We start from the raw sequence: 19,156 nt of genomic DNA, 5'->3' as shown, positions 1-19,156 counted from the left end.
TGGTTCCGTCGCTCGGGTTGTTCGGCTCAATGGCCGATCGCCGGATGAACCGCCCTGCCAGCCGACCCACAATTGGGGTAACGGGTCGACAAGCTTTCGGAGCGTATCCGGTTTGCTTCTGGGCCTGACCTTACATGAGGAAACGTCAACTTGCGTGTCCCCCGAAAGGGGGACATCGCGGGGCGACCGAGCCGGGTGCCGTCGGGGGTCGGGGTGCAGACCCCGGAGCTCCCTGAGGGCTCGAGGTCATCGGGTCTGATCAGCGGCGGAAAATCCGCGTCAAACCGAGGTGGAGCGCGTGCTGGATCAGCGAGCGAGCGTAGCGACGATGGCCTGGCCCAGCTGCACGGGCTTCGTGAATTGGGGCCAGTGGCCGGTCGGAAGATCGACATAGTCGACGTGGTTGACCTTCGCAAGCTCACGGGTGTATGGTGCGCCCGCTGCGATCCATTCGGTGAGCATGACGCTCGGGAACTCGCACGCGATGACGGTGATCGGCACGTCGTAGCGGCGTTCGTCGGTGAGCACGATCGGGTCGTAGGCTGCGCCGACCGGCTCGGGGATCGAGCGAGCACGGAATTCCGCGCGCAGGCCGTCGTCGAGGTCGACGAGGTCTTCCTCGCTGAACTCGGACCAGTCGGGCAGGGGGATCTCGCCGTCGACCACGGGGAGTTCGTCGTTGACCGAGTCGCCGTCGGCCAGTGGACCGGCGTCGACGTAGACGATGCGGGTGACGCGATCGGGCCGTGCGTCGGCCACGCCGTGCGCGACGGCGCCGCCCCCCGAGTGGCCGACCAGCACGACCGGCTCATCGATGCCGTCGACCAGCTGCACGACGGCATCGATGTGGTCGCGCAGGCCGATGCCCGAGCGGTCGGCGTCGACGGACTCGAGCCCGGGGAGGGTCACGGGGTGCACGCGGTGGCCGGCCTCTTCGAGGAGCGGCGTGACGTTCTGCCACGAGGATGCATCGAGCCAGAAACCGGGGATGAGAATCACGTCCATGCGGCGACGTTACCGCGCACGACGGACACTCCGGGTCTTCAGGCTGCAACCACTGGGGGCGAGCGGCGCACGCCCGCCGCGGCGAGCACGAGGATGCCCGCCGAGAGCACGAGGAGCCCGATGACCGCCCCCGCGGAGAGGGATTCGCCGAGCAGCGCGACGCCGAGGATCCCGGCCGTCAGGGGCTCGGCGAGCGTGAGCGTCGAGACGGTGGCGGGCGCGAGTCCGTTGAGTCCGATGCCGAAGAGCACGTACGCCAGGGTGGTCGTGACGAGCCCCAGCCAGAGCGCCATGGCGAGCCCCGGGCCGGTCGCGAGCCACGTGGCATCCGTCGTCAGCAGGAGAGGGAGGCTCGCGACCGCCGCGGTGCCGAAGAGGGCTCCCATGCTGCCCGTTGCGCTCCAGCCTCGATCGAGGAGCGCCTTCGCGGCGAGCGTGTAGACGGCGTACGACGCGCCTGCGCCGAGGGAGGCGAGGAGGCCGCCGGGCTCGGCAGCGGCATCGCCCGGCGACGTCGCCGCAGCGAGGATCGCGACGCCCACGGTGGCGATCACCGTCGCGACGAGCCAGCGGTGGCCGGGATAGCGGCGGCGCAGCGCCCAATCGAGGGCTCCCGTGATGACCGGTGCGGAGCCGAGAGCGACGACGGTGCCGACCGCGACGCCGTTCGCCGCGATGCCCGCGAAGAACGCCGGCTGGTAGGCGAGCACGCCCAGGGCGCCGATCGCGACGAGCAGCCACGACGGCAGGCGCCCGCCTCGGCTCGCGAGGGTGGCGACGGCGGCGACGCCGGGCATCGGCTCGGCGGATGTCCCGATCGCGCCGTTGCGCCGACGCCCGGCGAAGTGGAGGGCCAGGGCGACGACCGCGAGCGCGCCGCCGCCGATGAGGATGCGCGCTGCGCCGACGGAGGCCGCGCTCGCCTCGGGCCCGAGCGCTTGCGCGGTTCCGGTCGTGCCGAAGCAGACCGCTGCGAGCAGCACGGCGAGCACGTGAGGCATTCGAATATTGTTACACAATCCGCTCGGACTCGTATCGATCCTGGACGAGGAGCATTTCGGCCCGGCGGCCGGGTAGGCTCGCGGATGTCGCGCGCGACGCAGGCACGTGAGGCCGGCTCGCCGCGACATCCGTTTACCCGAACCGGAGGTCTGTGTGCGCGCCGTGCAGTTCACTGAATTCGGTGCGGCGCCCGAGCTCGCCGACGTGCCCGAGCCCGTCTGCCCACCGCGCGGCGCCGTGATCCGAGTGCGCGCCACCGGGCTCTGCCGCAGCGACTGGCACGGCTGGATGGGTCACGACGATTCGATCTCGCTCCCGCACGTTCCAGGGCACGAGTTCGCCGGCGAGATCGCCGAGCTCGGCTCCGAGGTGAGCGCCGAGAGCGGCTGGCAGGTGGGCGATCGCGTCACCGCGCCGTTCATCTGCGCGTGCGGGCGCTGCGACGAGTGCCGCTCGGGCAACGAACAGGTCTGCGACGCCCAGTCGCAGCCGGGCTTCACGCACTGGGGGTCGTTCGCCGAGCTCGTCGTCGTCGACGAGGCCGAGCTCAACCTCATCCGCCTGCCCGACTCGCTCGGCTTCGTCGAGGCGGCCTCGCTCGGCTGCCGGTTCGCCACCGCCTACCGCGCGATCGTGTCGCGCAGCCGGCTCGCACCGGGCGAGCAGATCGCGGTGCACGGATGTGGCGGCGTCGGCCTCTCAGCGATCATGATCGCCGTCGCAGCAGGGCTGCGGGTCTACGGCGTCGACGTCTCCGATGCAGCGCTCGCCGCCGCCGAGAAGCTCGGCGCCGTCCCGGTGCGCGGTGGCGAGGGCGCCGCAGAGCGCATCATCGAGGCGTCGGGGGGCGGGGTGGATGTCTCCGTCGACGCGTTCGGCAGCAGCGAGACCTCGTTCGCCTCGGTGCGCAGCCTGAAGAAGCGCGGCCGGCACGTGCAGGTCGGACTCATGTTCGGCGACAGCGCCCTCGCCGCGATGCCGATGGACGCGGTCATCGCGGGCGAGCTCGAGATCCTCGGCAGTCACGGCATGGCGGCCCGCGAATACCCCTCGATGCTCGGTGCGGTCGCCTCGGGCGACTTCCGGCCGATCGAGCTCGTCGGACGGCGCATCACGCTCGATGAGGTGCCCGAGGCGCTCGCCGCGATGAGCGCGGCCGGCGGGGCCGGCTCGGGGATGACGGTCGTCGAGGTGTAGCGGCATCCGCTGCGCTGAGGCATAATCTGCGTATGGATGCAGATATGCAGGTATGTGGCCGAGCGCCCGACAGCCAGTACGTCGAGCTCGCCGTCGAAGTGTTCTCGATGCTCGCCGACGCCACTCGTATCCGCATCATCCTCGCGCTGCGCGACCACGGCGAGCTCTCGGTGAACCTGCTCGCCGACCTCGTCGACAAGGCGCCCACGGCCGTCTCGCAGCACCTCGCGAAGCTCCGCCTCGCGCGCATCGTGGCGACGCGGCACGAGGGCACCAAGGTGTTCTACCGGCTCGAGAACGAGCACGCCCGGCAACTCGTGGCCGACGCGATCTTCCAGGCGGAGCATTCGCTCGGCGGCACCCCGCGGCACCACCATGCCGAGGCGGCGGCGGGGGAGTCGGCATGACGGATGCCTCGAGCGCTCGAGCGCACGCGCGCGAGCACGGGCACGACAACGATCGCGGCCACGAACATAGGCACGACCATGTGCACGACGACCACGTCCATCACGACCACCCGGGCGGCATCCGCGGATTCCTCCGTGAGCTCTTCGTGCCGCACACGCACGATGCGGCCGACTCCGTCGACGACGCGCTCGAGGCGAGCACCGCCGGCATCCGCGCGCTGAAGGTGAGCCTCTTCGTGCTGCTCGCCACGACGCTCCTGCAGCTCGCGGTGGTCTTCGTCAGCAGCTCGGTCGCACTGCTTGCCGACACGGTGCACAACTTCTCCGACGCCCTCACGGCAGTGCCGCTGTGGGTGGCGTTCGTGTTCGGCCGGCGCGCCGCCTCGCGCGGGTATCCCTACGGCTACGGTCGCGCCGAGGATCTCGCCGGCCTGTTCATCGTCGGTGTCGTGGCGGCATCCGCGATCGTCGCCGCCTGGCAGTCGATCGACCGCCTGCTGAATCCGCAGCCGATCGAGCACCTCGGGTGGCTCATCGCCGCGGGGTTCATCGGCTTCGTCGGCAACGAGGCTGTCGCGATCTACCGCATCCGGGTGGGGCGCCGCATCGGCTCGGCCGCGCTCGTCGCCGACGGCGTGCACGCCCGCACCGACGGCTTCACCTCCCTCGCGGTCGTGGTCGGCGCAATCGGCGTCGCGCTCGGCTTCCCGCTCGCCGACCCCATCGTGGGACTCGTGATCGCCGCGGCGATCCTCATGCTCCTGTGGGGCACCGTGCGGAGCGTCGGCCGCCGGCTCATGGACGGCATCGAGCCCGAGCTGATCGAGCGCGCCGAGCACGCGCTCGGCCACACTCCGGGTCTGGCCGGCGTCGGCCACGTTCGGTTGCGCTGGAGCGGCCACCGCCTCACCGGAGACGCCGTCGTCGTCATCGACGGCGAGCCGTCGTTCCGCGAGGCGGAGGCCATCTCGGCCGACGCCGAGGCGCGCGTTCGCCAGGCCCTTCCCAAGGTCGACGCGTTCGCGGTTCGCGCGAGCAGCTCGCCCTGACGGCGGCGGTCGTCACCCCCCGATCGCGTCACTGGCGCATGGATGGCGGCGCCCCTACCATTGCTCCGACCCCCACAGGAGGAATGCATGAGCGATCTCCACACAGCACCCGCCGGCTGGTATCCCGAACCGAACGGCACCGACGGCCAGCGGTGGTGGGACGGCACGCGATGGACGGAGTACGCGACACCGTTGTCGCCGCCGCCGCAAGCGCAGTACGCGTCGTACGGGCGTGTGCCGCAGGCGCAAGCGCAGTATGCGCCCTACGGAAGCGCGACCGCCGCCCGCGTCGCTGAGGGCACGCCCGTCGACACCGTGTGGATCTGGCTCATCGTGGTGCTGCCGATCCTGCCGTACATCCCGTTGTTCTTCTGGGACTTCGAGAGCTACCTGCTGCAGTCGATGACGACGGATCCCATGGCGCAGGCGCGCATGTACCTCGACCCGATGTACCTCGCGACCACGGCGCTCGGCTGGCTCACGTACGGGGTGCTGGTCTGGTTCGCCTACCTCGACATGGTCGCGCTCAGGAGGCTGGGGTACGCCAAGCAGTTCCATTGGGCATGGACGTTCCTGATGCCGCTCATCTACGTCATCGGGCGCTCGGTGGTCGTGAAGCGCCAGGCGGGGTATGGCACGGCGCCCATCTGGGTCGCGATCACCCTCTATGCGGCGGGCTTCGTCGGCCTCATGGTGTGGTTCTTCGCCATCATCGCCAACTTCATGAGCACGACGATGGAGTCGTACCCCGCCATCTAGCCTTTACGCCCGCCATCTAGCCTCACGCCGAGCCGGGCTGCTGCAGTCCGCTCTCGTAGGCGATGATCACGAGCTGCGCGCGATCGTGGGCGTGCAGCTTCGACATCACGCGGTTCACGTGCGTCTTGGCCGTCGCGGGCGAGATGAACAGCTCGGTCGCGATCTCCTGGTTCGACCGGCCGCGCGCGACGAGGAGGAACACCTCGCGCTCGCGCTCGGTGAGCTGCTCGAGTTCGGTCGGCGGCGGGCTCGCCGTGTGCGCGGCATCCGTGCCCGGAAGCACGTAACGGGTGATGAGGCTGCGCGTCGCCGCCGGTGAGAGCAGTGCATCGCCCGCGTGCACCGAGCGCACGGCGCGCACGATCTCCTCGGGCTCGGCGCCCTTGCCGATGAAGCCGCTCGCGCCGGCGCGCAGCGCCGCGACGAGATGCTCGTCCTCCTCGAACGTCGTGAGGATGAGCACGCGCACCTCGGCGAGCGCGGGATCGGCGCAGATCGCCGCGGTGGCCTCGATGCCGTCCATCTCGGGCATGCGGATGTCCATGAGCACCACGTCGGGGCGCAGCGACGACGCGAGCGCGACGGCCTCGCGGCCGTGCACGGCTTCGCCCGCGACGGTGATGCCGGGTTCGTGCCCGAGCAACTCGCGCAGCGCCGTGCGGATGAGCGCCTGGTCGTCGACGATGAGCACCGACGTCATCGGAGTCGCTCCCCTCGAGCATCGGGCGACGGATGCCGCGGGCTCGCGTCGCCGTCGGTGGGGATCGGCAGGGTCGCCGCCAGCCGGTAGACCATCCCCTCGGGCCCGCTCTCGACCGTGCCGCGCACGCTCGCCACGCGTTCCCGGACGCCGAGCAACCCATGTCCGCCCCGGTCGTCGGGGGTGCGCCGCTCGTCGCGTGACACCGGCGCGCTGCTGATCGGGTTCGTCACGACGAGGCGCGCGGCATCCGTCGCCACCTCGACGAGCAAGTGTGCGCGATGCTCGCTGCCGTGCTTGTGCGCGTTCGTGAGCGCCTCTTGGATCACGCGGTACGCCACCCGGTCGACGGCCTCGGGCAGTCGCCCGACGTCGCCCTCGACTCGCACCGTGACGTCGAGACCCGACTCCGCGAACCGGCCGATGAGCTCATCGAGGCGGTCGAGCCCCGGCTGGGGGGCGGTGCCCGGCGCGTCGTCGGACTCGGCGCGGAGCAGTTCGAGCAGATCGCCGATCTCGCCGAGCACGGTGCGCGAGGCGGAGCGGATGGTCGCGAGCGCGTCACGCGCCGTCTCGGGCCGCGACTCGAGTGACGAGGACGCGACGCCGGCATTCAGGCTGATGACCGAGATCTGGTGGGCGACGGTGTCGTGCAGGTCGCGCGCGATGCGGAGGCGATCCTCGGCCACGCGACGCCGCGCCTCGGATTCGCGGGTCTCCTCGGCGCGTATGGCGCGCTCGGTGATCGCCTCGATGTAGGCGTGGTGCGACCTCGCGGCGTCGCCGGCCGCTGCGGCGAAGGCGATGGTCAACGCGAACTGGAGGTCGCGCGGGTCGAAGTAGCCGAAGATCGTGCTCAACAGGCTGAGGCCGACGACCGCCACGACCGTGCCGGCGGCGACGATGACGGTCGTGCGCCGATCGTTCCGCACGGCGACCGCGAACATCGCGATGGCGCTCGCGACCACGAGACCCGCAGCGCCCGCGCCCGAGAACGCGACCACGCCGAAGAGCGCGATGCACGCCGCGAGCACGGGAATCGGCCAGCGGCGCCGCAACGGCATCGCGAGGGCGCCCGCCACGCCGGCGATCAGGCCGACCAGGTTCCCGGTCTGCATGGGCGACCCGGGATACGGCGCGAGCGCACCGCCGAGCACGAACACGACCGCGAGGAGGTCACCGATCCAGGCGGGCATGCGCCGCGCGAAGAGGCCGACGGGCACAGGGGTCGGCGAGGTCATGCACCCAGCTTGGCCCCGATCACGGTTCGGCGCATCAGCCCGGCGCGGCATCCGTCGTACCGCGACCGCGGTATGCGAAGTGTCGACGCCGGGTGGATGTGGCGGGCGGGCCGCCCGGCGAGTCTTGAGCTGCACCCAAGCTCCACCCCGGAGCTCCACCCAGACCCCAACACCCCAAGACAGGGAGACCCCACCATGACCACCCCGATCCTCTCGGCCCGAGACGTACGCAAGTCGTACGGTCGCGGTGCCAACAAGTTCGACGCGCTGAAGGGGGTGAGCCTCGACATCCGCGAGGGCGAGAGCATCGCGATCATCGGCAAGAGCGGCTCGGGCAAGTCCACGCTCATGCACGTGCTGGCACTGCTCGACCAGCCGACCTCCGGTACGGTCGAACTCGCGGGTCACGACACCCGCTCGCTCACCGGCACGGCGTTGAACCGCACCCGCAACAAGACGTTCGGCTTCGTCTTCCAGCAGTTCTTCCTGACGGCGAACGCCTCAGTGCTCGAGAACGTCATGCTGCCGTTGAAGATCGCCGGCGTCGGCCGCAGCGAACGCAAGCGTCGCGCCCTCGCCGCGCTCGAGCAGCTCGAACTCGCCGACAAGGCGAAGAACAAGGCCGTGAACCTCTCTGGCGGGCAGAAGCAGCGCTCGGTCATCGCCCGGGCGCTCGTGAACACGCCTCGGGTGATCTTCGCCGACGAGCCCACCGGCAACCTCGACACCGCCACGGGCGCCGTCGTCGAGGACATCCTCTTCGACCTGAACCGCGAGCACGGCATCACGCTGATCATCGTCACGCACGACGAGGAACTCGCCGCGAGGTGCGATCGTCGCGTGCACATCCGCGACGGCCTTATCGTCGACGTGGTCGAGGCAGCTACCGCAACACCGGCGACGGCGACGGCAGAGGAGCGTGCAGCATGAAGTCCGTCGACCTCGTCGGCTCAGCCGTCGGCAACACGTTCCGCAGCAAGACGCGCACGATCCTCACCATCCTCGCGATCTTCGTCGGTGCCTTCACCCTCACGATCACGAACGGCCTGGGGACCGGCATCAACCGGTACATCGACGACACGGTGGCCGCCATGGGCGCCGACGATGTCATGACGGTCACGAAGGTCGCCGAGAATGCCGCGGATGACGGCGACGGCCCGCGTGAGTACGACCCCGACGCGATCGCAGGTGCACAGGAGGGCCCTCCCGGCACGACGAGCGTCGTCGCCCCGATCAGCTCGGCCGACATCGACGAGCTCGCCGGCATCGACGGCGTCGTTCGCGCGCAGCCCGTGAAGTCCGTCGACGCCGACTACCTCGTCCACGACGGGGGCACGAAGTACGAGATCGGCATCGGCGGCTTCGTGGCCGGCATGCAGTTGCAGCTCGCTGCGGGGGAGCAGCCGGATGCCGCGGCATCCGACTTCGAGGTCGTCATCCCCGACGCCTACCTCGAGGACCTGGGCTTCGCCGATGCGGATGCCGCGATCGGCGAACCCGTCACGCTCGCCGTGACCGACGCCGAGCGCACGCAGCACGAGCTCGAGGCCACGATCGTCGGCGTCTCGGAGGCCAGCCTCGGCACGAGCGCCTCCGCGGTGCCGAACGACGCCCTGAACGACGCGCTCTTCGACGCGCAATCGACGGGGCTCGACGCGAGCGAGCTCGACTCGTATGCCCAGGCGACCGTATGGTTCGACCCCGCGTCGCCGGCCGACGAGGTGACGGCACTGCAGGACCGCCTCACCGACGAGGGGTACGACTCGACGACCGTCGCCCAGCAGCTCGGCACGTTCAAGGCCGTCATCGACGGGATCGTGCTCGTACTGAACGCGTTCGCGATCATCGCCCTGCTCGCCGCGAGCTTCGGCATCGTGAACACCCTGCTCATGTCGGTGCAGGAGCGAACGCGCGAGATCGGCCTCATGAAGGCGATGGGCATGGGCAGCGGCAAGGTCTTCGGGCTGTTCAGCCTCGAGGCCGTGTTCATCGGATTCCTCGGCAGCGCGATCGGGGCGGGCCTCGGCATTCTCGCCGGCACGGGCATCAGCTCGGCGCTCGGTGGAGCCCTCCTTGCCGACCTGCCCGGGCTCACGCTCATCGCGTTCGACCCCGTGTCGATCGCCGTGATCATCGCGGTCGTCATGGGCGTGGCCTTCCTCGCGGGCACGATTCCCGCGATCCGGGCGGCGCGAGCCGATCCGGTGGAGTCGCTGCGCTACGAGTGACACGACACGACCGCGGGAGCCCACGTGTTCCCGCGGTCGTCGCCGTGCCGCGCCACGACCTGTTGCCCGGTGGAGGACGGTCGCAAGTGGTCGTTCGCCGGTGAAGGGTCGTGGCGAAGGAGGCGCGTGCGCTTTCCCGGCGTGACCACGACAATGAGGGGATGGACCCCGTCGCCGCGCTCGAGGAGATCGCCTTCCTGCTCGAGCGGGATCGCGCATCGTCGTTCAAGTCGAAGGCGTTCCGGCGGGCCGCCGACGTCATCGGTGAGTTCTCTCCCGACGAACTCGCGGCTCGCGTCGCCGACGGCCGGCTGAAGCGCACCAAGGGCATCGGTGACACCACCTACACGGTCATCGCCGAGGCGGTCGACGGCCAGGTGCCGAGCTACCTCGTCGAGCTCCGGGCGCGCAGCGGGGCGGCCACTGCGGAGCGGGCCACGGGTCTTCGATCGCTGCTGAAGGGCGACCTGCACAGCCACAGCGAGTGGTCCGACGGCACCACCCGCATCGAGGTGATGGGGCGGGCGGCGCGGCAAGCGGGGCTCGAGTACCTCGTCGTCTCCGACCACTCGCCGAGCCTCAGGGTCGCGAACGGGCTCAGCTCCGAGCGCCTCATCGAGCAGCTGCAGGTGCTCGACGAGCTCAACGAGAAGCTCGACGGCATCCGCCTGCTGCCCGGCATCGAGGTCGACATCCTGCTCGACGGCGCGCTCGACCAGACCACCGACATGCTCGACCGGCTCGATCTGGTGGTCGCGAGCGTGCACTCGAAGCTGCGCATGGAGTCACGCGAGATGACGGCACGGATGCTGCGCGCGATCGAGCACCCGTACATGAACGTGCTCGGCCACTGCACGGGCCGACTCGTCGAGGGCTCTCGTGGCACCCGCCCCCAGTCGACGTTCGATGCACCCGCGGTCTTCGCGGCCTGCGCCGAGCACGGGGTCGCCGTCGAGATCAATTCGCGCCCCGAGCGCCAGGATCCGCCCGACGAACTCATCCAACTCGCGCTCGACGCCGGATGCCTCTTCAGCATCGACAGCGACGCGCACGCGCCGGGGCATTTCGGCTTCCTCGATCTCGGCGCCGCGCGCGCCGAGGCGAACGGCGTGCCCGCCGAGCGCATCGTCACGACGTGGCCCGCCGATCGCCTCGTCGAATGGGCGCGCGCCCGGCGCTGATCGGCCGCTCACGGCATCCGTGATCCGCTGCAGTCGGTGGCGGGCTAGCTGAAGCCCACGGCATCCACCACCGCGTCGACCGTGGCCTCGTCGGTGGGCAGGTTCGCCTCCTCGAGGCGCTGGCGCACCATCGCGCGAACATCATCGACCTCGCCGAGTCCGGCGTCGCCGCGGATCTGCTCGGCGATGCCCTCGAGCTTCTCGACGAGGGTCGCGTCGTCGGCACCGGCTTCGATCGGGGCGTCCTGCTCGTTCATCCGCCCATCATCCTGCTCATTCATCCGCCCAGCGTCGCATGGGTTGCGGTGGGCCCGCCGCCCCTTGACAGGCGGGTTCCATAACCCACAACTGGGGTGACGACCGATCTTGTCAGCGCGCGCCGCGGGGAGGAGCATTGGTCGCGCGCGAGTCCGCCGATTCGAACACGGGGCCTTCATATGGGGATGTCGTCCGACGGCGTGCCGAACGGCGACAAGGTGACCATTCGGATGCTGACCGACATGACGAGCGGGGTGGCGAGCTACACGTTCGACGAGGCCTGGCTGGACACCTACCTCACCGAGCCCACGACGGTCTGGACTCCCGATGAGTTGCTCGAAGCGGGTCTCGGCCAGCCGCCGAACTTCGAGCCCGGCGAACGGTTCGAGTACTCCAACACGAACACGGTCCTGCTTGGCAAGGTCATCGAGGAGGTGACCGGCCGGCCGTTCACCGAGGTGCTCGACCAGCAGATCCTCGAGCCGCTCCAGCTGACGCACACGTCGTTCCCGGCCGGCGACGAGATCCCCGACCCGCACCCGCGCGGGTTCACGCTGCAGGGCACACCAGATGACTCCTTCGAGCCGCTCGATGCCACGGACTGGAGCCCGACCTTCGGCTGGACGGCCGGACAGATGATCTCGACCGTCGATGACCTCCTCGTGTGGGGTCGAGCGCTCGGCACGGGCCAGGGCATCCTCGATACGGAGGAGAGCGTCATCCGTCTCACCTCGTTCCCCGGCGAGCTGGGATACGGGCTCGCCATGGGCTGCGTCGACGGATGGGTCGGGCACACCGGTGAGCTCCCCGGGTTCAACACGAGCGTCTTCTACGACACCACGAGCGACACGACCGTCATCACGACCGTGAACAGCGACGTCCCGACCGGTGACTGCGCGGTGAGCAAGACCCTTCCCGACAACCCGAAGGAGCTCGACTGCATGGCGCCGGCGACGCGCATCTTCGTTGCGATCTCGGAGGCGCTGGGGCATCCGTTCTCCCCTCCGCCGCTGTCGTGATCTTGCGCCTGCACGCGAGTTGACCGTCGAGAGCCCAGCCCATCGGGTTGTCAACCCGAGGAGTCCCGGCCGCAGGTCGACTACCGTGATCGTGAGGCAAAGGGGATTCATCATGCGACCGCGCATTCTCGCCGCGGCTGTCGCAGTCATCGCGACGCTCATATTGTCCTCGTGCGCTCCGGGATACGACGAGGCCACGAAGGGCGACCTGAGGGAGCACCTGGTTGCGGTTGCGGAGGCCAGCGCAGCAGGCGACTGGCAGGCGGCGCTGACCGGTCTCGATGCCATGGCAGTCGAACTCGCCGACGCGCGTGCAGCGGGCAGAGTCAGCGATGAGCGATTCGACACCATCGCCCTCGCGATGGAGCTGGTGCGCCAGGACATCGACGCGGCGATGGCCGCTGCCGCCGATGCTGCGGAGCAGCAACGACTGCTCGAGGAACAGGCGCGCTTGCAGGAGCAGATCGCTCAACTCCAGGAACAGCAGGGAAACGACGACAACAAGGGCGACGACGAGAAGAAGGGCGAGGAGGACAAGAAGGGCGAGGGGGAGAACGACTGAACTATCGCTCGACGCCAGAGCGGACTCCCTCCCGGAAGGACGGATACCGAGGCGCCCAGGCGAGTTCCCGCTTGGCCTTCGCGTTGGAGACCCGCATCGACACGTCGGCGAGAACCATGCCGCCGTAGGGGGCCACGAGCTTCAGCAGCCATCCCGGGAGCACCAAGGGCTTCGGTGCGTGCCGCGCCTCGGCGATGCGCGTGATGAGTTCGCGGAAGGTCGCGGGCGTGTCGTCCACGATGTTGTAGGCCTGCCCGGCCACGCCGCGCTCGAGGGCGGCGACGGTGGCGGATGCGGCATCCAGGTGATGCACGAAGGGGATTCGCCCACCGTGGCGAGCGACCGGGAGGGCCCGCTTGCGAAGCATCCGTACGACTGTGTCGGCATCCTCCCCGTAGAGGATGCCGTATCGGAGCGAGATGCCCTCGATGCCCTCGGCGTGGAAGGCCTGCTGTTCGGTCGAGACCATCGCGTCGACATGGGCGTCGAACCGGCTCCCGTCGGTCTGGCCGAACGGTGAGTCCTCGGTCAGCACGTGCTCGCCGTGATCGCGATAGCCGTAGCCGAACACGATCGACTGGGTCAGGAATCGGCGGGCGCCCACGTGCTGAGCGACCTCGAGGAGGTTCTTCGTGCCCTGCACCCGGAGTGCGTCGGTCTCGGCCATCCCGCTGTGGCCGAGGGGCGGCTTCTTCAACGCCGTGAGCTCATGAAGGACCGCATCCGCCTGCTCGCCCGCGACGGCTCGGAGCAGGCCGGTGCGATCCATCGCGTCGGCCAGGATCGGGGTCGCACCGAGCTGCCTGAGGCGCTCTGCGCCGTTGCCCGACCTGGTGATTCCGGCGACGGCATGCCCCGCCTCGATGAGCTGCTTCACGACCGGCACGCCGAGCGTGCCGGTCGCACCGGCAACGATGACCTTCATTGCGCGGTCCCTTCGTCGGGTGACGTGACGGCGGAGCGGCGAACCCGTCTCAATCAGACTCGTCCCGGCCGGCTTCCCCGTCAACTGCGATGCCGGGAGCGTCGACTGCGATGCCGGGAGCGATCGCCCGCTCCGCCGTCGTGACCCGGCACGCCTAGGCTGAGCGCATGGCGGGTGGCGCGCGGGATGACCGGAGCGTGGCGGACAAGCTGTTCGCCATCGCCGATGCGTTCCAGGGCGGTGACGAGCTGACGCTCAGCGAGGTGGCGGCCCGCGCCGGGCTGCCGCTGTCGACGGCGCACCGACTGCTGGCCGAGTGGGTCGAGTGGGGCGGGCTCGCACGTGGCGACGACGGACGCTATCGAGTCGGCCTGAAGCTCTGGCGTCTCGGCGTGCGCCAACCGACGGCGCGACGGTTGCGCGCAATCGCGCGTCCCTACCTCGAGGACCTGCTCGATGCGACGCGCGAGCATGTGCACCTCGCCGTGCGCGACGGGCTCGGAGCGATCTACCTCGAGCGCCTCTCAGGCGCCGACGCGGTTCCGGTGATCTCGGATGTCGGTTCGCGGTTGCCGTTGCACGCCACCGGAGTGGGGCTCGTGCTGCTCGCCTACTCCACGCCCGACGTCTTCGATGAGGTGCTCGCAGCCGGACCGCGCAAGTACCTGCCGAACACACTCACGACGGAGCCGGAGCTGCGCGCACGGCTCGCCGGCATCCGTGCGACGGGCCTCTCGACCTCGGTCGAGGCGCTGACCCGCGGCGCATTCTCGGTGGCGGCGCCCGTGCGGGATGCGACCGGGGCCGTCGTCGCCGCGGTGTCGATCATCGCGCACGTCGAACGTCTCGCCGAGCCGCAGTTCGCGCTCGGCGTGCGCATGGCCGCCCGCGGCATCTCGGCCGCGCTCGGCTGGCGACCCTGATCCGCCCCCTGTCCCGACACCGACCGCCAATCCTTCCACTGAGTGGAAGCAGGCCTCCGCTGGCTCCGCCTCGGCGTGACGATGGGACCACCATCCCATCGACGTGAGAGGCGGCGTGCGTGCAGACGAGCGTGGCGATCATCGGAGCCGGACCCGCCGGGCTCCTCCTCGGGCACATCCTGCACCAGGCGGGTGTCCCGTTCGTCATCCTCGAGCGCCAGTCCCGTGAGTACGTGCTCGGCCGCATCCGCGCGGGCGTGCTCGAACAGGGCAGCGTCGACATCGTCACCGAACTCGGCCTCGACGCGAACCTCCGCGCCCGCGGCCTCGAGCACGGCGGCATCTACCTGCAGTACGAGGGGGAGCGGCGCCACATCGACTTCCGCGAGCTCGTCGGGCGCACGGTGACGGTCTACGGCCAGCAGGCGCTCGTCACCGACATGCTCGCCGAGCACGAGCGGATCGGCTCGACGATCGTCTTCGAGGCAGCGGATGCCGCTCCGCACGGCTTCGACGGCGGCGATCCAGTGGTCGTCTACACCCATGAGGGCGTCGTGCACGAGCTGCACTGCGAGTTCATCGTCGGCGCCGACGGCTACCACGGCGTTTGCCGGCCGAGCATTCCGGCCGCCCAGCTGCACGTGCTCGAGCGCGGCTACCCGTTCGGCTGGCTCGGCATCCTGGCCGACGTGCCGCCGTCGACCGACGACCTCATCTACGCGCTGCACCCCGACGGGTTCGCGATGCACTCGATGCGTTCGCTGCAGGTGTCGCGCCTGTACCTGCAGGTCGACCCCGACGAGTCGATCGACGACTGGAGCGACGCGCGCATCTGGGAGGCCCTGCAGACCCGGCTCGGCGTGCCCGGCTGGACCCTGACCGAGGGCGCGATCACCGAGAAGTCGATCACGCCGATGCGCTCGTTCGTCACCTCGACCCTCGCGAGCGGTCGCCTCTTCCTCGTCGGCGACGCCGGCCATATCGTGCCGCCGACGGGCGCGAAGGGGCTGAACTCCGCGATCGCCGACGTCGCCCTGCTCGGTCGCGCCATTCTCGAGCATCGTGCGGGCGACGACGCCCCGCTCGCCGGGTACAGCGACCGGGCGCTGTCGCGGCAGTGGAAGGTGCAGCACTTCTCGCAGTGGATGACCGAGATGCTGCACGTGCACCGCGAGGTTCCCGATGCCTCGGCCCGCGCATTCCGCTATCGCAGCCAGGTCGGTCAGCTCGAGTACGTCACCGAGTCCGTCGCCGCCCGCCAGAGCCTCGCCGAGCAATACGCCGGCCTTCCCTTCTGAGGAGCAAGATGAGCACCGACCAGCCGCCGGTCCTGACGCAGGAGACGATCTCCGCCGAGATCTCGGCGATCCACGAGGCGTACCGTGAGCGAGCGGATGCCACGCGCCGCCCGCTCCCGGTGCATCCGCCGCGCGACTTCCTGCCGTACCGCAGCTCGGCGCTGCGGCATCCGACCCATGAGCTCGTCCGGGCCGACCCCGAGGAGATCGAGCTCGCCTCGCCGGCGTTCGGTCACACGGATGTCGCGGCCGAGGAGAGCGACCTCACGATCCAGCACTCGGGGGAGCCGCTCGGCGAGCGGATCATCGTGACCGGCCGGGTACTCGACGGCGAGGGCCGCCCGGTGCGCAACCAGCTCGTCGAGATCTGGCAGGCGAACGCCTCAGGGCGGTACGTGCACAAGCGCGACCAGCATCCCGCTCCGCTCGACCCCAACTTCACGGGTGTCGGCCGCCTCATCACGGGCGACGACGGCAGCTACCGGCTCACGACGATCAAGCCCGGCGCGTATCCGTGGAAGAACCACCGCAATGCCTGGCGGCCCGCGCACATCCACTTCTCGTTCTTCGGATCGGCCTTCACGCAGCGGCTCGTCACGCAGATGTACTTCCCGGGCGACCCGCTGTTCGGGCTCGATCCGATCTACCAGTCCATCGTCGACCCGGCCGCCCGGGCCCGGCTCGTCGCCGCCTACGATCACGACGTGAGCGAGCCGGAGTGGGCGATCGGCTACCGCTGGGACGTCGTGCTCACCGGTCCCCGCTCGACGTGGATGGAACCGGAGGATGCCGATCATGCCTGAGACCCCGTTCCGCCAGTCCCCGTCGCAGACCGTCGGGCCGTTCTTCGGCTACGCGCTGCCGTACGAGGGCGGCGCCGAGGTCGCGTCGCCGTGGCATCCGTCGGCCATCCGGTTCCACGGCACCGTGTTCGACGGCGCGGGCCACGGCATCCCCGACGCCGTGATCGAGATCTGGGGCGCGGATGCCGCGGGCGGCATCATCGCCGAACGAGGCAGCTTCGCCCGCGACGGCCACGTCGTCACGGGCTTCGGCCGCGCGGCGGTCGATCGCGACGGGCACTACTCCTTCACGACGATCAAGCCGGGGCCGACGCGCACGGATGCCGCGCCCTACCTGCTCGTCACGGTGTTCGCCCGCGGACTCATGTACCACCTCTTCACGCGGGCATACTTCGATGACGAGCCCGATCGCAACGACCGTGACCGCCTGCTCGGCGACGTGGATCCGGCGCGGCGTTCGACCCTCATCGCGCAGGCCGACGGCGAAGCGAGCTACCGTTTCGACATCAGGCTGCAGGGCGACGGCGAGACCGTCTTCCTCGATTTCGATGCGGAGACCGATGGCTGACGACTGGGGACTGCTCGAACCGCTCGGCGCCGCGGCCTCGGCGACGTCCGACGACGCGGTGCTCGCGGCGCTCGTCGAGGTCGAACGCGGGCTGGTTCGCGCGTGGGGCGACGTGCTCGGCGACAACCTCTCGGCCGTCGCCGCTGCGCTCGACGCCGGTGCGCTCGATCGCGAGGCGCTGCTCGCGGGCGCGAGGTCGGGTGGAGTGCCGGTCATCGCGCTCGTCGAGCAGTTGCGCGCTCAAGCCGAGGCGATCGGTGAGGGCGCGGGCGATCGCGTGCACGCCGGGGCGACGAGCCAGGACATCCTCGACTCGGCCCTCGTGCTCGTCGCCCGCGCGGCGCTCGCCGAAGCCCGCGGGCACCTCGTCATTGCCGGTGCGGCGCTCGTCGCGCTCGCCGCGCAGGAGCGCGACACCGGATCGATCGCCCGCACGCTCGGGCAGCACGCGGAGCCGACCACGATCGGCGTCAGCGTCGCCGGCTGGCTCGACGGCGTGAGCTCGGCCATCGAGGCCGTCGACGGCACGGTCTTCCCCGTGCAACTCGGCGGAGCGGTCGGCACGGGCGCCGCGTTCGACCGCATCGCAGGCCGGGCTGGCGCCGCCGCCGAACTGCGTGCCGCGCTCGCCGCGGAGCTCGGCCTCGCCGACCCCGGTCGAGCGTGGCACACCGAGCGCTCGCCGATCCTGCGCATCGCGGGCACGGCCGCGCTCGTCGCCACGACACTCGGCCGGATCGGTCGCGAGGTCGCGTTCCTCGCGCGCACCGAGATCGGTGAGGTCGCGCTCGCGTCCACGGGCGGCTCCTCGGCGATGCCGCACAAGCGCAATCCCGTCGACGCGGTGCTCCTCACGGCGAACGGGCTGCGCGCGCCCGGGCTCATCGCGACCGTGCACGCGGCATCCGTCTCACAGGATGCCCGCCCGCCCGGCGAGTGGCACGCCGAGTGGCAGGCGCTGCGCGGGCTCGTGCGGCTCGCGCTCGAGAGTGCCGCTGCTGCGGCAGGCCTCGCCGGGGGCCTCACGATCGACCGTGACGCTGTCGCCCGGAACGCGGCGATGAGCGCGCACCTCGAGAACCACCCCGCGCCGACGCTCGCGGCATCCGCCCGCATCGTCGCCGCCGCCACGGAGCGGTTCCGATCGCTGACCCCGAAGGACGCGTCATGACGATCCCCCGCCTCATCGGCTCGATCACGCCCGCGTCTCCCGACGCCACCGCGAGCGGACTGCTCGTGCTGCTGCCGTCGCTCGGCACGACGACGGCCGTATGGGGCGGTGTCATCGCCCCTGTCTCGGCGGCGCTGCCCGACCTGCGAATCCTGCGCGTCGACCTCCCCGGCCACGGCGCCAGTCACGCCACGCGCGAGCCGTTCACGATCGCCGAGCTCGCCGAGGCGACGCTCCGGCTCGTCGACGAGACCGGCGGCGGACGCTTCCACGTCGCCGGGCTCTCGCTCGGCGGCACGATCGCCCTCGAACTGGCCGCGGGGCATCCCGATCGGGTGCTCAGCCTCGCCGCGTTCTGCAGCGGATCACGCATCGGCGATACGGCGGCGTGGAGCGAGCGCGCCACGCAGGTGCGCGCTTCGGGAACCGCCTCACTCGTGACGGGAAGTGCTGCACGCTGGTACGCACCGGGGTATCTCGAGGCGTTCCCCGACGGGCCGGGAGCTCGCGGACTCACGGCACTCGTCGACGTCGACGACGAGTCGTACGCGCTCTGCGCCGAGGCGCTCGGCGGCTTCGACCGCACGGCGTCGCTCGGCGGCATCCACCTGCCCGCCCTGATCGCGGCCGGCGAGCGCGACCTCGTCACGACCTCCGGATCGATGCGGGCCTTCGCCGAGGCGCTGCCCGACGCCCGGTTCGCCGAGATCGCCGGCGCAGCCCATCTCGCCCCGCTCGAGAAGCCGGTCGAGTCGGCCGCGGCGCTCGTCGACCTCATCCGCGGCAGCGGGGGAGCCGGCGGCGAGGGAGCCGGCAGCGGGGTCGCCGACACCGACGCAGGCGGCGCCGGGCGGGCTGAG

21 protein-coding genes are annotated in these 19,156 nt (G+C 70.5%); 15 read left to right on the top strand and 6 right to left on the bottom strand.

Annotation, left to right across the window (positions count from 1 at the left end):
- Positions 1-306 precede the first annotated feature (306 nt).
- Together ESP51_RS06080 and ESP51_RS06075 are read right to left on the bottom strand one after the other, a co-directional pair.
- Positions 307-1,005, bottom strand: a complete 699-nt coding sequence (locus ESP51_RS06080) for an alpha/beta fold hydrolase (protein WP_129520009.1) — start codon at positions 1,003-1,005, stop codon at positions 307-309.
- A 38-nt stretch (positions 1,006-1,043) separates the two neighbouring features.
- The gene (locus ESP51_RS06075) at positions 1,044-2,006 is read right to left on the bottom strand and encodes an EamA family transporter (protein WP_129520008.1); all 963 of its coding nucleotides are present in this window, start codon (positions 2,004-2,006) and stop codon (positions 1,044-1,046) included.
- A 163-nt stretch (positions 2,007-2,169) separates the two neighbouring features.
- Here ESP51_RS06075 and ESP51_RS06070 point away from each other — a divergent pair, with 163 nt between their 5' ends.
- From ESP51_RS06070 to ESP51_RS06055, 4 genes are all read left to right on the top strand, one after another.
- On the top strand, positions 2,170-3,204 hold the full coding sequence (locus ESP51_RS06070; RefSeq protein WP_338420337.1) for a zinc-dependent alcohol dehydrogenase family protein: 1,035 nt from the start codon (positions 2,170-2,172) through the stop codon (positions 3,202-3,204).
- Positions 3,205-3,236: 32 nt separating this feature from the next.
- Positions 3,237-3,611 (top strand): ArsR/SmtB family transcription factor, encoded by a 375-nt coding sequence (locus tag ESP51_RS06065; protein ID WP_129520006.1) that lies wholly within the window; start codon positions 3,237-3,239, stop codon positions 3,609-3,611.
- Positions 3,608-4,660 (top strand): cation diffusion facilitator family transporter, encoded by a 1,053-nt coding sequence (locus ESP51_RS06060; RefSeq protein ID WP_129520005.1) that lies wholly within the window; start codon positions 3,608-3,610, stop codon positions 4,658-4,660. Before ESP51_RS06065 ends, ESP51_RS06060 begins: the two co-directional genes overlap by 4 nt.
- 87 nt (positions 4,661-4,747) lie before the next feature.
- Complete coding sequence (locus tag ESP51_RS06055; RefSeq protein ID WP_164990431.1) at positions 4,748-5,419, top strand: DUF2510 domain-containing protein; 672 nt, start codon at positions 4,748-4,750, stop codon at positions 5,417-5,419.
- A 22-nt stretch (positions 5,420-5,441) separates the two neighbouring features.
- On the opposite strand, the gene ESP51_RS06050 is transcribed toward ESP51_RS06055, so the two are convergent.
- Together ESP51_RS06050 and ESP51_RS06045 are read right to left on the bottom strand one after the other, a co-directional pair.
- Positions 5,442-6,119, bottom strand: coding sequence for a response regulator (locus ESP51_RS06050; RefSeq protein WP_129520003.1), 678 nt, complete (start codon positions 6,117-6,119; stop codon positions 5,442-5,444).
- The gene (locus ESP51_RS06045; RefSeq protein ID WP_129520002.1) at positions 6,116-7,360 is read right to left on the bottom strand and encodes a sensor histidine kinase; all 1,245 of its coding nucleotides are present in this window, start codon (positions 7,358-7,360) and stop codon (positions 6,116-6,118) included. The genes ESP51_RS06050 and ESP51_RS06045 overlap by 4 nt, the downstream gene beginning before the upstream one ends.
- 195 nt (positions 7,361-7,555) lie before the next feature.
- Between ESP51_RS06045 and ESP51_RS06040 the strand changes: the two genes are divergently transcribed.
- The 3 genes from ESP51_RS06040 to ESP51_RS06030 all read left to right on the top strand — a co-directional run bounded on the left by ESP51_RS06040 (position 7,556) and on the right by ESP51_RS06030 (position 10,769).
- The gene (locus tag ESP51_RS06040) at positions 7,556-8,290 is read left to right on the top strand and encodes an ABC transporter ATP-binding protein (protein ID WP_129520001.1); all 735 of its coding nucleotides are present in this window, start codon (positions 7,556-7,558) and stop codon (positions 8,288-8,290) included.
- A complete protein-coding gene (locus ESP51_RS06035; RefSeq protein WP_129520000.1) occupies positions 8,287-9,588 on the top strand; it encodes an ABC transporter permease in 1,302 nt (433 codons plus the stop codon). Before ESP51_RS06040 ends, ESP51_RS06035 begins: the two co-directional genes overlap by 4 nt.
- 161 nt (positions 9,589-9,749) lie before the next feature.
- Positions 9,750-10,769, top strand: coding sequence for a PHP domain-containing protein (locus tag ESP51_RS06030; protein ID WP_129519999.1), 1,020 nt, complete (start codon positions 9,750-9,752; stop codon positions 10,767-10,769).
- A 44-nt stretch (positions 10,770-10,813) separates the two neighbouring features.
- Here the strand turns inward: ESP51_RS06030 and ESP51_RS06025 are convergent, their stop codons facing one another.
- On the bottom strand, positions 10,814-11,026 hold the full coding sequence (locus tag ESP51_RS06025) for a hypothetical protein (protein ID WP_129519998.1): 213 nt from the start codon (positions 11,024-11,026) through the stop codon (positions 10,814-10,816).
- Between the two features lie 186 nt (positions 11,027-11,212).
- Between ESP51_RS06025 and ESP51_RS06020 the strand changes: the two genes are divergently transcribed.
- Together ESP51_RS06020 and ESP51_RS06015 are read left to right on the top strand one after the other, a co-directional pair.
- Complete coding sequence (locus tag ESP51_RS06020; RefSeq protein ID WP_206737225.1) at positions 11,213-12,046, top strand: serine hydrolase domain-containing protein; 834 nt, start codon at positions 11,213-11,215, stop codon at positions 12,044-12,046.
- A 112-nt stretch (positions 12,047-12,158) separates the two neighbouring features.
- The gene (locus ESP51_RS06015) at positions 12,159-12,608 is read left to right on the top strand and encodes a hypothetical protein (protein ID WP_129519996.1); all 450 of its coding nucleotides are present in this window, start codon (positions 12,159-12,161) and stop codon (positions 12,606-12,608) included.
- A 1-nt stretch (position 12,609) separates the two neighbouring features.
- Here ESP51_RS06015 and ESP51_RS06010 read toward each other — a convergent pair whose 3' ends face one another.
- A complete protein-coding gene (locus ESP51_RS06010) occupies positions 12,610-13,533 on the bottom strand; it encodes an NAD-dependent epimerase/dehydratase family protein (protein ID WP_129519995.1) in 924 nt (307 codons plus the stop codon).
- Positions 13,534-13,730: 197 nt separating this feature from the next.
- Here ESP51_RS06010 and ESP51_RS06005 point away from each other — a divergent pair, with 197 nt between their 5' ends.
- The 6 genes from ESP51_RS06005 to ESP51_RS05980 all read left to right on the top strand — a co-directional run.
- Entirely contained in the window at positions 13,731-14,456 is a 726-nt protein-coding gene (locus tag ESP51_RS06005) for an IclR family transcriptional regulator (protein ID WP_206737224.1), read from the top strand.
- A 119-nt stretch (positions 14,457-14,575) separates the two neighbouring features.
- Complete coding sequence (locus tag ESP51_RS06000) at positions 14,576-15,754, top strand: 4-hydroxybenzoate 3-monooxygenase (RefSeq protein ID WP_129519993.1); 1,179 nt, start codon at positions 14,576-14,578, stop codon at positions 15,752-15,754.
- Positions 15,755-15,762: 8 nt separating this feature from the next.
- Positions 15,763-16,557, top strand: coding sequence for a protocatechuate 3,4-dioxygenase subunit beta (gene pcaH, locus ESP51_RS05995; protein WP_129519992.1), 795 nt, complete (start codon positions 15,763-15,765; stop codon positions 16,555-16,557).
- On the top strand, positions 16,550-17,125 hold the full coding sequence (gene pcaG, locus ESP51_RS05990) for a protocatechuate 3,4-dioxygenase subunit alpha (RefSeq protein ID WP_129519991.1): 576 nt from the start codon (positions 16,550-16,552) through the stop codon (positions 17,123-17,125). The genes pcaH and pcaG overlap by 8 nt, the downstream gene beginning before the upstream one ends.
- On the top strand, positions 17,118-18,296 hold the full coding sequence (locus ESP51_RS05985) for a lyase family protein (RefSeq protein ID WP_164990430.1): 1,179 nt from the start codon (positions 17,118-17,120) through the stop codon (positions 18,294-18,296). The genes pcaG and ESP51_RS05985 overlap by 8 nt, the downstream gene beginning before the upstream one ends.
- The coding region (locus tag ESP51_RS05980; RefSeq protein ID WP_129519989.1) for an alpha/beta fold hydrolase at positions 18,293-19,156 on the top strand (864 nt) is incomplete at its 3' end. The genes ESP51_RS05985 and ESP51_RS05980, both read left to right, overlap by 4 nt.

This window comes from Agromyces albus, assembly GCF_004134825.1.
Taxonomy (GTDB): domain Bacteria; phylum Actinomycetota; class Actinomycetes; order Actinomycetales; family Microbacteriaceae; genus Agromyces; species Agromyces albus.
The sequence above is the reverse complement of the archived record's forward strand: the minus strand, read 5'-3'. Positions and strand labels throughout refer to the sequence as shown.